At 67.4% G+C, this 12,742-nt stretch carries 12 protein-coding genes; 1 reads left to right on the forward strand and 11 read right to left on the reverse strand.

Annotated features, from left to right (window positions below):
- Positions 1-10 precede the first annotated feature (10 nt).
- From HYG77_RS36930 to HYG77_RS40845, 7 genes are read right to left on the reverse strand one after another with little or no spacing between them, the layout of a single operon-like run.
- Positions 11-1,528, reverse strand: a complete 1,518-nt coding sequence (locus tag HYG77_RS36930) for an NADH-quinone oxidoreductase subunit C (RefSeq protein WP_159929421.1) — start codon at positions 1,526-1,528, stop codon at positions 11-13.
- Positions 1,525-3,042 (reverse strand): proton-conducting transporter membrane subunit, encoded by a 1,518-nt coding sequence (locus HYG77_RS36935; RefSeq protein WP_236603717.1) that lies wholly within the window; start codon positions 3,040-3,042, stop codon positions 1,525-1,527. The genes HYG77_RS36930 and HYG77_RS36935 overlap by 4 nt, the downstream gene beginning before the upstream one ends.
- Before the next feature lie 36 nt (positions 3,043-3,078).
- Positions 3,079-3,723 carry a hypothetical protein gene (locus tag HYG77_RS36940; protein WP_159929420.1) on the reverse strand — a complete coding sequence of 215 codons (645 nt, stop codon included), beginning with the start codon at positions 3,721-3,723 and terminating at the stop codon, positions 3,079-3,081.
- Positions 3,724-3,731: 8 nt separating this feature from the next.
- Entirely contained in the window at positions 3,732-4,691 is a 960-nt protein-coding gene (locus HYG77_RS36945; RefSeq protein WP_159929419.1) for an NADH-quinone oxidoreductase subunit H, read from the reverse strand.
- Positions 4,688-6,760: a proton-conducting transporter membrane subunit gene (locus HYG77_RS36950; RefSeq protein ID WP_201453715.1), complete on the reverse strand. Its 2,073-nt coding sequence runs from the start codon at positions 6,758-6,760 to the stop codon at positions 4,688-4,690. The genes HYG77_RS36945 and HYG77_RS36950 overlap by 4 nt, the downstream gene beginning before the upstream one ends.
- Positions 6,757-7,299, reverse strand: a complete 543-nt coding sequence (locus HYG77_RS36955) for an NADH-quinone oxidoreductase subunit B family protein (RefSeq protein WP_159929418.1) — start codon at positions 7,297-7,299, stop codon at positions 6,757-6,759. The genes HYG77_RS36950 and HYG77_RS36955 overlap by 4 nt, the downstream gene beginning before the upstream one ends.
- The gene (locus HYG77_RS40845; protein ID WP_268962678.1) at positions 7,296-7,430 is read right to left on the reverse strand and encodes a hypothetical protein; all 135 of its coding nucleotides are present in this window, start codon (positions 7,428-7,430) and stop codon (positions 7,296-7,298) included. The genes HYG77_RS36955 and HYG77_RS40845 overlap by 4 nt, the downstream gene beginning before the upstream one ends.
- A gap of 595 nt (positions 7,431-8,025) precedes the next feature.
- Between HYG77_RS40845 and HYG77_RS36960 the strand changes: the two genes are divergently transcribed.
- On the forward strand, positions 8,026-8,376 hold the full coding sequence (locus HYG77_RS36960; protein WP_159929416.1) for a zinc ribbon domain-containing protein YjdM: 351 nt from the start codon (positions 8,026-8,028) through the stop codon (positions 8,374-8,376).
- A 441-nt stretch (positions 8,377-8,817) separates the two neighbouring features.
- On the opposite strand, the gene HYG77_RS36965 is transcribed toward HYG77_RS36960, so the two are convergent.
- From HYG77_RS36965 to ctaD, 4 genes are all read right to left on the reverse strand, one after another.
- Positions 8,818-9,138 (reverse strand): hypothetical protein, encoded by a 321-nt coding sequence (locus tag HYG77_RS36965; RefSeq protein ID WP_159929414.1) that lies wholly within the window; start codon positions 9,136-9,138, stop codon positions 8,818-8,820.
- Between the two features lie 259 nt (positions 9,139-9,397).
- Positions 9,398-10,225, reverse strand: a complete 828-nt coding sequence (locus tag HYG77_RS36970; protein WP_159929412.1) for an alpha/beta hydrolase — start codon at positions 10,223-10,225, stop codon at positions 9,398-9,400.
- Positions 10,226-10,396: 171 nt separating this feature from the next.
- Positions 10,397-10,618, reverse strand: coding sequence for a phosphopantetheine-binding protein (locus HYG77_RS36975; protein WP_159929410.1), 222 nt, complete (start codon positions 10,616-10,618; stop codon positions 10,397-10,399).
- A gap of 204 nt (positions 10,619-10,822) precedes the next feature.
- On the reverse strand, positions 10,823-12,571 hold the full coding sequence (gene ctaD, locus HYG77_RS36980; protein ID WP_159929408.1) for a cytochrome c oxidase subunit I: 1,749 nt from the start codon (positions 12,569-12,571) through the stop codon (positions 10,823-10,825).
- Positions 12,572-12,742 lie beyond the last annotated feature (171 nt).

A 12,742-nucleotide genomic window follows, 5' to 3' on the forward strand; every position in this document is an offset into this window, starting at 1 on the left:
ATCTCCTCGATCACAGATCGTTTCCCGCGTAGGAGAGGTTGAAGCTTTTGTTGGTCAGTGGGAAGTCGGGCACGATCGTCTCGGCGAGGGCCACCGGGAGTGCCGGCCAGGTCATGAACGAGGGATCGACGATCTTGAGGCGGGTCAGGGCGGCGTCGCGGATCTCCACCCGATGCGCGATGGTGCCACGCCAGCCCTCCACCAGTCCGACTCCCGATCCCGGGCCGGCGAGCGAGGGGCGTGCACCCGCAAAGACGCCGGGTGCTGCCATCGGAAGCAGGCGCTGCAGCAACTCGATCGAGTGCGTGACCTCCTCGGCGCGCACCAGGAACCGGGCCATCACGTCCCCTGCGGTCTGGGTCGCCGATCCGACGCCGGCGGTATCGGGTAAGAATGGATGATCGCGGCGGGCGTCGGGGTCGACACCGGAGGCCCGCGCGACGGGGCCCAGTGCGCCGAGGTCGCGGACGGACTGCGCGGCCAGGACCGCGGTGCCGGTGAACCGGTCACGCACGATGCTGTTCCGCAGGGCCAGGTCGGTGATCGCGTCGATGTCCGCGGCGATTGCCGATAGCTGCGCCCGATCGGGCAGCGTGCGGACCTGCGCACCGCCCGGGAAGACGGCGCCCCGCATCAGCCGGTGTCCGGTCATTTCGGCGCCCAGTCGCAGGAGTTGTTCACGCACTCTCATCGCGTGGCTGTTCACGATGGCGTATCCGACGTCGTTGCAGAGGCCGCCGAGGGTGCCGACGTGGTTGTAGATGCGTTCGATCTCGAGCAGGATCGCCCGCAGGGTCACCGCCGGGGTGGGAACCTCCCATCCGGCGGTGTCCTCGACGGCGAGGCTGTAGGCGAGGCTGTGCCCGATGGTGGTGTCGCCGGAGATGCGTTGGGCCAGGGTCAGCCCGTCTTCGGGGCTCCTGCCCTCGGCGAGTTTCTCGATGCCCTTGTGCGTGAACCATAGTCGCACCTTGAGCTTGAGGATGGTTTCCCCCACCACGGAGAACCGGAAGTGGCCGGGTTCGATGAGCCCGGCGTGCACCGGTCCGACCGGAATCTCGTACACGCCCGGCCCGCCCACGGTGACGAAGGGGTAGGGCTCGTCCGCGGGGGCAAAATCGGGAGCGGATCCGGCATCGGCGCGCATCGGGTACCAGCCCTGCGGCCAGTGCTGATGCCGCACGAGTCGACGGGCCAGCGGATGGTGCTCCGGAGTGATGCCGTAGAGGTCGCGGATTTCGCGTTCGAACCGGCCCGCAGGAAACGATGCCGCGGCCAGGGTGGGGATCACGGGGGTCGTCTTGCCGGTCCGCAGCACCACCTCGACCCGCCGGTCCGGTTGGCCGGCGGTGAACAGGTATACGATCCGGAACTCGTCCGCATCTTCGTGCGCCGCAACCAGAGTGAGCCGGAAACCGTGCCGCAGAAGAGTTTCGGTCACCGGGACCAGCTCGTCGGCGGTGACAGCGCGGGTACCGCGGTTGCTGCGCAGGTTCATGGGGAAGCGCTCAGGGAGGTTGCCGGTCATCGCTCGACCACCAACGTGCCTGCGGTCATCAGCAGATCGTGCAGCGGGAACGAGAGGACCCCGAGCAGGGCCAACCCGATCAGGCCCAGCACCAAGGGCACGCTCTGCGCCCGCCCGGTCACAACCGGCTGTGCCGACTGCCCGGCGGAACCGAAGAACATCGGGGTTACCCGGGCGGCGACCGCGATGAAGAGGACCACCACGGCGGCGGCCACCACCGCCGTTGCCGCCAGGAGTCCCGAGTCCATGCCGGCGTTCAGCAGTGAGTGCATGCTGGCGAAGGGACTGAAGGGCGGAAAGCCCAGGAGGGCGGCCAGAGCGAGGGCCGATACCCCGGCCGCGGCGGGGTGACGGCTGAGCAGGCCACGCAGATCATCGAATTCGGTGCTGCCGCCGGGGCCGGTGAGCTGGCCGGCCCCGCAGAACAGGACGGCCTTGCCGAGACCGTGACCGAGCAGATGCAGCAGGGCCGCGGCCACCGCGACTGGGGTGCCGATCGCGAGTCCGAACACCGCCAACGCCATGTACTGCATGCTCGAATAGGCGAGCAGCCGCAGGTAGTCCCGCTGGGCGACCACCATCGACATCGCGAACAGCAGCGACGCCAGCGCAACCGCGATGAGCAGTGCGCGCAGGAATCCGGTATCCAGCCCGGCCGCGACCACACGGTTCCAGCGGAGCAACGCGTACACCGCCACCGGCAACTGGCACCCCGACATCAGGGCCGCGACCGGGGCCGGGGCCTGGCCGTGCGCATCGGGCAGCCAACTGTGCAGGGGAACCAGCCCGGCTGCGGTTCCGAACCCGATCAGCAACAGCGGTGTCGCGATGCGCAGCACTCCCGGGTCCAGCTGGGCGGCGTGCGCGGAGAGAAAGGCCCAGTCCAGCGAACGGTGTTCGATCATCGACCCGTGTGCCGCGGCGACATGGACGAGGACCGTTCCCAGTCCGGCCAACGTGAGACCGATCGAGACAATCACCACGTATTTCCATTGCGCTTCCCAGCAGGCGCGGGTGCGGGCCGATCCGATCAGGAAGGCGGTGGCCACGGTCATCGCGAGCATCGCGATCCACAGCAGCCCGAGATTACCGGCCAGTACCGCGAGGGCGGCCGCCGCCAGGAACAGCGGCACCCCCGCACCGTGGATCCGAACCTGCTGCTCGGTGCTGCGTTCTGCCCGCTGGTGCGCGTCGAGGTGGTAGATCCCGGCCCAGGTGGCCACGACGGCCACCGCGCCGATGATCAGGAGCATGACCGCGGTGAGGGCGTCCGCGCGCAGCGGTCCGGCGGTCACCGTCGAGCCGTCGGAGGTGATCACGGCGGCGGCCACACCGCCCAGTCCGATCACCAGGCTCGCCCCGACCGTCATCCATCCGAGACGTCGCCGCCACCCGGCCAGGGCTGCCCCCGCCACGAGCAGCGGGACGAGGACGGGCAGCAGCATCAACGCGATCGGTGCGGCGGAATCGGTCGCCGTCCAGTCGCGGGCCACCACTTCATACACGGGCAGCACGGCCACCCTCCTCGCACGTCACTCGCTCGTCCTCCATCAGTCGCGCAGCTGCCGCAGCGTGTCCGGGTCGGCGCCGTCGAATGCGGCCCGATCGTCGATGGTGCGCACCCAGACCCACAGCAGCAGATCCAGGCTCACCGTCATCGTCACGATGGTCGCGCTGCCGGTGGTCAGCAGCGCCGTCGCGATGACCCCGTTGACGATCGAGAGGAATCCCACTGTCTGCGCGATCGCGGGCCGACGGGTGATCACGGCGAAGAACCCCACGAACACCACGGCCAGGGCGAGCGGGATCACCGCCGCGGTCTCGGTGGGGGCCGACCCGATCACCGGGCGACTGACCGCGTACGACAGCAGGGTCAGCAGCACGGCCGCGACCATCGACGCGGCCACGTTGACCAGCGACTGCGCGGCCGGCGACGGTTGTTCGCGCACGACGCGCCGCAGGGCGGTGGGCAGCAGGACACCATTGAGTACACCGATGGCGGCGGCCACACCGCCCATGCCGCCGTTCCCGTCGTGTATCCCGATCAGCACCGCCACCACGGCCAGCGCGACGGCCTGTGCCGCCGTGAGCCGCACGATCGCCACCAGGTTGTGCCGCCACAGCGTCGCGGCCGCGGTGAGCAGAAACGCCCCACACGCCAGATCGAGCAGCTCACTGAACATCGTCGAACTCATCGTCAGCCTCACCCGCCCAGGAAGAACGCGGTCGACACGGCCAGGGCACCGAACAGGAACGACACCGCGAGAAGTTCGGGAACCCGGAACAACCGCCACTTGGCGAGGAATACTTCCACGACAGCGATCGCGCCACCGAGCAGCGCAACCTTGAGGACGAACGCGGCCACCGCAACAAGCACCGCCCCCGGTGTCGACGCCGTGGCCACACCCCACGGGAGGAACAGGCTCACCCACAGCCCGATCAGGGTGGTCAGGCGGATTGCGGCCGCGTACTCCACCATGGCGAGCCGCGGGCCGGCATATTCGAGCACCATCGCCTCGTGGAGCATCGTCAACTCCAGATGGCTGGACGGGTTGTCCACCGGCAGCCGACCGGTTTCGGCGAGTACGACGATGCCGATCGCCACCGCGGCGAAAAGATTCGCCGGTGTCAGCGCAGGGGCGGGGGAATGCACCACACCCTCGACCATGGCCGCCAGGTTGGAGGAGTTCACCCGGGTCGACAACGCGAACCCGGCCACCAGGATGGTCGGCTCGGCGAGGGCGGCGACCATCACTTCCCGGCTGGCGCCCATCCCACCGAACGCTGTGCCGGTGTCCAACGCCCCGAGCGCGAGCGCGACCGTGCCCAGCAACAGCAGGCCCACGACCGCGAACAGGTCTGCCACCCCGTCCAGGTGGGACCGGGTCGTGAGAAACGGCGAGACCGCCGCGATCACGAACACCGTCGAGAACACGATCAGCGGGGCAGCGGTGAAGACGACGCTGCTTCCCTCGGGGGTGATCCGCTCCTTCCCCATCTGCTTGCGCAGGTCGCGCCACGGCTGCCCCACCCCGGCGCCCGCCCGGCCCTCGAGCCGCGCGGTGATCTGCCGCATGAACCCGACCAGCAGCGGTGCGCCGACGAGCACCAGCGCGATCTGGATCGCGACGGCCGCGAGGTCGACACCCAGGCCGGCGCTCACGCCGTCACCCCCACCACGACGAGGACACCGATCAGCACCACGAATCCCACCGCCACGTACCGGTGCAGGTCACCGTTCTGCGCCCGTCGCGCCCACTCGCCCCACCGGCGCACCGCGGAGATCACCGGCGGATACAGCCGGGCCTCGATCCGGTCCGGCACCTTCTGCCGGAAGCTGACACTTTCGATCAGGTACTGGGATTCGACGTGCGGGGTCACGTTCACGTCGTGTTCGGGGCGCAGCACATCGTCGAAGACGCGGGTCAACGGTTCCGCGAACGAGGTGGCGGTGTACTCCATCCGCGGTGTCAGGCTGCGCCGCCCCGACCCCCACGGCACGGCGCGCCGCACCGGCATCCGGGTCTGCGCCCACCGCGCACCGGCCGCGGCCGCGGCCATCCCGGCCACGAGTGCCACCGCCACCAGGAAGGGCGACATCGAACCGGAAATACCGGCCAACCGGATCGTCACCCCGTCGCGGCCGATCGGATTACCGTCCCGCACGCTGGGCAGCACCGAGATCGCGCGCACCAGCGACGTACCGAGCAGGGCGGGAAACCACGCCAGGCCCGCGCACACCAGCGCCGCGGCGCCCATCGCCAGCCGCATACTCCACGGGCTTTCCACCGTTGCCGCCGCCTCGGCGGTCCGCGGACGGGCGAGGAACCCGATCCCGAATGCCTTGACGAAGGCGACGACCGCGAGCCCGGTGGTCAACGCGAGGGCGGCGACCGCGAGGGGCATCGCGACGGTGGTCACCGTGTCGGTCACACCGTCCATCCCGAGACTGTGGGTGAATCCCTGCAGCAGAAGCCATTCGGAGACGAATCCGTTTCCCGGGGGCAGGGTGGCGGCTCCGAGTGCGCCCACTGCGACCATGGCGGTGGTCACCGGCATCCGGGAGGCCAGCCCGCCGAGCTGGTCGAGGTCGCGTGTTCCGGTCGACCGCATCACCGATCCTGCACCGAGGAACAACAGCGCCTTGAACACGCCGTGGTTGAGTGCGTGCAGCAGCGCCGCCGCCACGAGCAGGCTCGCCAGCACTCGGTTGCCTTCCGCAGCGAAGACGGCACCGGCGCCGAGGCCCATCACCATGATGCCGAGGTTCTCCGTTGTCGAATACCCCAGCAGCCGTTTGAGGTCGGTCGCGACGCTCGCCTGCAGCACCCCGTACAGCGCGGACACGGTGCCCACTGCGAGCATGAGCCACCCCCACCACCGGGGACCGCCACCGAGGAGGTCGAAACCCACCCGAATGATGCCGTAGAACCCGAGATTGACCATCGCCGCCGACATCAGGGCCGAGACGTGGCTCGGCGCCTCGGCGTGCGCCCGGGGCAGCCACACATGCAGCGGAACGAGACCGGCCTTCGACCCGAACCCGATGAACACCAGCACGAACGCGGTGGACCGCACGAGCGGGGAGAGGTCCGGCGCACCTTCGCGGATCGCGTCGAAGGACTCCCCGCCGACACCCGCGGCGAGCAACGCGAAGCCCACCATGATGGCCACGACCCCCGCTTGCGTCATCGCCGCGTACCACAGCCCGGCGACGCCGACCTGCTCTCGTGAGCGGTATTCGGCCAGCACCAACGTCAGCGACGCCAGTGCCATCAACTCCCACGCCGCCAGGAAGGTCGTGACGTTGGCGGCCGCGGGCACCAGCAGCATCGCGGCGACGAACACCGGGAGCATGGTCTGGGCGGTGCGCGATCCCGCCCCACCGCCGGGGGGAAGATCCTGGTGTCCGCGGTGACCGCCCGGGCTGGTGTATCCCACGCTGTACACCCCGACCGCGGCCGCGACCGCGCCGATCAGGACCAGGAACAACCCCGAGAGCGGATCAAGGTGCAACTCGATCCCGTCGAACGGGAGCACCTGCTGCAGCGTCAGCGAGAACGGCCGGCCCCCCAGAGCGCCGAGACCCGCCAGCACACCACCGGCACCGGAGAGCGTCGTCAGCAGGCCGACCAGGATCCGGCGCGCACGAGCGGGCATCGTCATGGCCGCCGCGGCGGCAGCTCCGGCCGCGATGAAGGCAATCGCCATACCGGCGGCGACCGGGCTCATCGGCCGGACACTCGCCGCAGCGCGGCCACGATGGCCTCGGGGGTCGGCGGACATCCCGGAACCTCGAGGTCGACCGGAATGACCTCCCGGACCGCTCCGAGCACCCCGAAACCGCCCGCGAACACACCACAATCGCGTGCGCAGTCACCCAGGGCGACAACACGTTTGGGATACGGCATCGCCTCGTACGTCGCCCGAAGCGGGTCTGCCATGTTATGGGTGACCGGACCGGTCACGAGGAGCACGTCCGCGTGGCGCGGGGACGCGACCAACCGGATGCCATACCGTTCCGCGTCATACACCGGGCCGAACGCGGACGCGATCTCGACTTCGCAGCCGTTGCAGGAGCCGGCGTCGACATGGCGAACCTGGATCGATCCGGTCACCGGCAGGAAGGGCTCCACCATGCCGTCGGCGGCGGTGCCACCGGGACCGGCGGGCGGCACCGGTTCCGCTTCCGCGATTCGGCCGATCCGGCGGATCTGGTGAACAAGTCCACGCCCGCGCGCGCCTGAGGCGCCACCCGCCGAGGCGCTCACGCTCCGGCCCCCGGTACCTCCGCCGGACTCCGTGAGTCCTCGACCGGTTCGGTGGGCGCGTCGCCGAGCAGCATCGCGTGCTCCGAGGTGCCGACACGGTCCGACTTCAGATGATGCAGCGGCGTCGCCATCAATCGCTCCTCCACGCAGCAGGGGGCGAGTGCGCACCCCCGGCCGGTGCGCACCCACGGAAACACCATTACATTAGCAGTTGCGTAATTTGTTAAGTAGCATGAGGCGGCCGAAGAAGTCCGACCGAGTCTCTGGACTCGGCGTGGCACGGTGTGCACGATGGGCGACACGATCGACGCCGGGGAAGATTCCGTCGCAAGGCTTCGCACCCCGTCGATGGCGCCAACCGAGGGGGCGCCCGCGGTTGCCTCACCGAGTGAGTGCACCGGATGGAAAGGACCGGATGGGACCGCTGCCCGGTCGAATGAAAGGGATGGTTCAGATGGCGCGTGGGCTGGTAGCACTGGTGGCAGCTGCGGTAATTTTCGCGGGAACCGTTGCCGAGGTGGTGGTCATGGCCATACCGCGCCGGCGCTGAGATCAGCGGGACAATGACGACTCCGCCGATCCTCCACCATGTCGAGCACACACCCACACCGCTCGCAGTGCCGGATACCCCGACGGACGCGGGTAGTCCTCGGTGCCGAGTCACATGCGGGGCAATGGCTCCGAGTAGCTGACCGTTCCGAACGAGGCCCTAGGTAGGATGCCCGGGTGGACGAGACCTTGCCGCCGTGCCCTGAGTGCTCCAGCTCGTACACCTACGAGATGGGTCCCCTTCTGGTCTGCCCGATGTGTGCGCACGAGTGGGCTCCCACGGCGGACGCTCCCGCCGGCGCCGCAGAGGACACGATCAAAGATGCGGTCGGCAACGTGCTCGCCGACGGCGACACTGTCACGGTGATCAAAACTCTCAAGGTCAAGGGCAGCCCCACCGGTATCAAGGCCGGCACCACCGTGCGCAACATTCGCCTGGTGAACGGCGTGGGCGACCACGATATCGACTGCAAGGTCGACGGAATCGGTCCCATTCAACTGAAGTCGAGCGTCGTCAAGAAGATCTGATCCTCGGGCGCCGCCGAGGCCGTGAGGTGCTCCGGCGGATGCGTCTTCACCGATCGGCAGGCGGTACCTCCCGGCCGACGGTGGCCGAAGCCGTGGTTGTCGGCGGTGCATGACCGGTACGACGTTCCAATCGCACTTCTCCGTCTGGCCGAAGTGCGTCCGCCTGCCGCGCTCGCCACGGTTCGTGTTTTTGTGTCCGAGGTGCGCTCAGCTCCCGGTTCGATTGTTCTCACTGGTGAAGCCTCGGGTGCCAGCGGCGGTTCGGGTGGTGGCGCCTCGACTCGCCGCCGTTCGTATCGGCACGGGACCTGTCAACCCGTCTGACCGATGGACCAGGTCGGGCACGGCTGTGGGGTGGATGCGTTCACCCCTGTCCGGCTGCCGCCCCGTGGTGGAGCCGCCCCGGTGGTGGAATGGGCACGCGGATCTGCCGGTTCCGCATCACTCCGACCGCTCAGTTCGGGGTGGGTCCGTCGTCGTTGCGCGGGAGATCAGTTGGAAATCTGTGCCGTCCTCGGTAACGGGAAAGCAGAAAGCGAGGCGGTGCTCGTCGAACAGTGCGAACCACTCCCCCCACGTAATATGTTCGAGCTCCGGACCGGGCCGGAGACCGACGAAATCGATCCGAAGAACCGTGGCCCCGCGCCGCCCCGGCGCCGCCATATGCAGGCTCTTCGCCGGGGCCCCACGATGTTTCTGGATCCAGGTGCGGATCTGTTCGTGATCGGTCGTGGGGACCAGGAAGATCTTGCGCGGGTTCATCGCTGCCCTACTTGTCGATTGCGCGATGCCGTCGGACCGGGACTGGATCGGGCCATCACCGGCGTACGCACAGATTCAGGGCCCCGCGGATGTGAGTGCGGTTTCACCACCGAGGCACCTATCTCTTCGACACCTGGGGAGTTGCCGAGTCCGCGGCTTCACCATCTGGTTGGCCATCGGTCTGCTTACCCATGTGATTGGCTACCTCCACACTCAGCTGCCCCGGCGTTGTGTCGGTCTCCCGCGATCGGGCCAGTGTTCATCGCGGTTGGGTGCGGGGAAGGGGGTTCCCTGTCAGGAAGGCGATGAGCAGCGCGTTCACTGCGTCAGGCTGCTCGAGGTATCCGAAGTGCCCGCAGTGTGGAATTTCCTGGTATCGGGCACCGGGGATGGCGGCGGCCACTTCACGGCCCTGTTCCGGTGGGGTCATTCGGTCGTCGCCGAATCCGATGACCAAGGTGGGTGCGACGATACGGGCGTAATCGGCCAGTCGATTGCGGGATCTATCCATCGCGACCTGTGCCCGCACCCCCGATGAAGTCGTGGCGGGAGCCGAGTACTCGAAGATATCGAGCCATTCCTGCGCTTTCTGCGGGTCCGCGAGGGTCCGGGGAGACAGGTTCAGCAGCGCAGTGACTGCAGCGGCGTAGGTTGCGGGCAGTTCGATACCCTGCGCGTGGAGAGCTTGTTGGCCCCGGTTCAGTGCGCTCTCGACCGGGTACGGTTTTCCGGTCGCCCCGATCATGATGGCTCTGATGACCAATTCGGGTCGGGCCACGGCCAGTTCCTGCACTACTCGCGCGCCCATCGAGGTGCCGACGACATGGGCTGGGCCCCCGAGGTGTTCGATCAGTGCCGCAGCATCGGCGACGAGGTCGTCGATGCTCATGCCCTCGATACCGTGGGAATGTGAAATCCCGCGATTATCCATGGTGACGACCTGAAACCCGGCTTTGACCAGCGCCGGAACCTGGTACGTGTTCCATACGCGTCCGGGGCTTCCGGTGCCCATGATCAGCAGAACCCGTGGTCCTGTTCCGCTGATCGCGTAGCTGACCGGGATGTTGTTGAGGGTGACTGTCGGCATGGTCCTTGTTTTCGTGGAGATGTGGGGGCATGGGTGGTGCCGGGTGATCAGGTGCGGGCGAACAGGGAGAGCGGTGTTGTGGCCACCGAAGTCGCACGCGTTGCTGATCGCGTACTCGGCGGGGCTGGTCCTGGGTGTCGAAATTCAGAGCGCGGTGCGGTGCGGTACAGGTCATGGTGTCCGGATCGTGTGTCGACCAGCGAGCCCCTCGTCGGTAATCCGGACACTGCGCTTGTCCCCGACCTGTCCGGCGATTTCCGCGACGGAACGCGGAGCCATGCCGAAGTCACCGGCGAAAGTCTTGTCGAGGCCGATTTCCGAGGGTTCGATCCCGGTGAGTAATTCGATGATTCGTCCGAGCCCTGCGACGAACGTGCCGGGCATTGCGGCCATGGGTGGGTGTCCCTTCGAGTCAACCGTGACGACGGGGAACGGCCTGGGCGCACACTGCTGGACGAATCACGTCGAACTTCCATCTTATCTAGTTAAGAATATTAGCAATTGGTCCGCCGGTCTGTCGTATGGGTCCGGTGGCGCCGCATTCTCCGCTACCGGGTGTCGATGGTGTCTCGTCGAGTCGGTCCTGCAGGCGAGGGGTCAGCTGCTTTCGGGTGTGCGGTCGGCGGTGTCGCACCCCTGAGGCTCGTGGAGGGCGGTACCGGCGTGCCCGCGGCCGATATGCGCCTCGGCGTGCATCCGCTCGACCATGTGCGGGTAGTGCAGCTCGAACGCGGGGCGCTCGGAGCGGATCCGCGGCAGCTCGGTGAAGTTGTGCCGCGGCGGCGGGCAGCTGGTGGCCCACTCGAGGGAGTTGCCGAAACCCCACGGATCGTCGACTGTGACCACCTCGCCGTACCGGTAGCTCTTGAAGACGTTCCACAGGAACGGCAACGTCGAGGCACCGAGGACGAACGCGCCGATCGTCGAGACGGTGTTCAGGATGGTGAAGCCGTCCGAGGGCAGGTAGTCGGCGTAGCGACGCGGCATACCTTCGTTACCCAGCCAGTGCTGGACGAGGAAGGTGGTGTGGAAGCCGACGAACGTGGTCCAGAAGTGCCACTTGGCCAGCCGCTCGTCCATCATCCGGCCGGTCATCTTCGGGAACCAGAAGTAGACGCCGGCGTAGGTGGCGAACACGATGGTGCCGAACAGGACGTAGTGGAAATGCGCCACCACGAAATAGGTATCGGTGACGTGGAAGTCGAGGGGCGGGCTGGCGAGGACGACCCCGGACAAGCCGCCGAAGAGGAAGGTCACCAGAAAGCCGACCGCGAACAGCATCGGCGACTCGAACGTCAACTGCCCCTTCCACATGGTGCCGATCCAGTTGAAGAACTTCACCCCGGTCGGGACGGCGATGAGAAACGTCATGAACGAGAAGAAGGGCAGCAGCACGGCGCCGGTGGCGTACATGTGGTGCGCCCACACGGCCATCGACAGCGCTCCGATGGAGAGGGTGGCGAAGATCAGGCCGGTGTACCCGAAAAGCGGTTTACGGGAGAACACCGGGAAGATCTCCGAGACGATGCCGAAGAACGGCAGCGCGACGATATAGACCTCGGGGTGGCCGAAGAACCAGAACAGGTGCTGCCAGAGTAGGGCGCCGCCGTTCGCCGGGTCGAAGATGTGGCTACCGAGATTACGGTCGGCCCACATGCCCATGAACGCGGCGGTCAACGGCGGGAAGACCAGCAGGACCATGATCATCGTGATGAAGATGTTCCAGGTGAAGATCGGCATCCGGAACATCGTCATGCCGGGGGCGCGCAGGCAGATGACGGTGGTGATCATGTTGACGCCGCCCAGGATTGTGCCCAACCCGGCGACCGCCAGGCCCAGGAACCACAGGTTCGCCCCGACACCGGGGGCGTGAATCGCATTCGACAGCGGCGCGTACGAGGTCCACCCGAAGTCGGGGGCGCCGCCGGGGGTGATCAGGCTCGCCGTGACGATCAGCGCACCGAACAGGTACAGCCAGTAGCTGAACGCGTTCAGCCGGGGGAACGCGACATCGGGGGCGCCGATCTGCAGCGGCAGGATGTAGTTGGCGAATCCGAATACGATCGGTGTCGCGTAGAGCAGCAGCATGATGCCGCCGTGCATGGTGAACAGCTGGTTGTACTGCTCGTTGGACAGGAATTGCAGGCCGGGAACCGCGAGTTCACTGCGGATCAGCATTGCCATCAATCCGCCAATCATGAAGTACGTGAACGAGGTGACCATGTACATCATCCCGAGTACTTTCGGGTCGGTGGTCGTGATGAACTTGTAGATCGTCGAACCCTTGGGCGCATACCGTTGCGGATACGGGCGTACCGCCCGGATCACGGTGCCAATCGAATTCATGAGGCCTCCATTGCCGTCCGGCGAGGATGGAGAGTCATACCGCCGGCCCCGGTCGATCCGGTGCGGGCGCCGTCGGGCCGTACATTGCATCACCACCGCACGCTCCGGGAGTGAGTCGACGACATCTCGCACGGGCCGGCGAGCGGAAAACCCTTTCGTGTCCTTTTGCAC

It is taken from the genome of Rhodococcus sp. ZPP, assembly GCF_017656075.1.
Taxonomy (GTDB): domain Bacteria; phylum Actinomycetota; class Actinomycetes; order Mycobacteriales; family Mycobacteriaceae; genus Rhodococcus_F; species Rhodococcus_F oxybenzonivorans.

Excerpts from the sequence above, each read along its gene's own strand:
- HYG77_RS36930 (WP_159929421.1), bottom strand. The coding sequence starts at position 1,528 with ATGACCGGCAACCTCCCTGAGCGCTTCCCCATGAACCTGCGCAGCAAC.
- HYG77_RS36940 (WP_159929420.1), bottom strand. The coding sequence starts at position 3,723 with ATGAGTTCGACGATGTTCAGTGAGCTGCTCGATCTGGCGTGTGGGGCG.
- HYG77_RS36950 (WP_201453715.1), bottom strand. The coding sequence starts at position 6,760 with ATGAGCCCGGTCGCCGCCGGTATGGCGATTGCCTTCATCGCGGCCGGA.
- HYG77_RS40845 (WP_268962678.1), bottom strand. The coding sequence starts at position 7,430 with ATGGCGACGCCGCTGCATCATCTGAAGTCGGACCGTGTCGGCACCTCG.
- HYG77_RS36965 (WP_159929414.1), bottom strand. The coding sequence starts at position 9,138 with ATGAACCCGCGCAAGATCTTCCTGGTCCCCACGACCGATCACGAACAG.
- HYG77_RS36970 (WP_159929412.1), bottom strand. The coding sequence starts at position 10,225 with ATGCCGACAGTCACCCTCAACAACATCCCGGTCAGCTACGCGATCAGC.
- HYG77_RS36975 (WP_159929410.1), bottom strand. The coding sequence starts at position 10,618 with ATGGCCGCAATGCCCGGCACGTTCGTCGCAGGGCTCGGACGAATCATC.
- ctaD (WP_159929408.1), bottom strand. The coding sequence starts at position 12,571 with ATGAATTCGATTGGCACCGTGATCCGGGCGGTACGCCCGTATCCGCAA.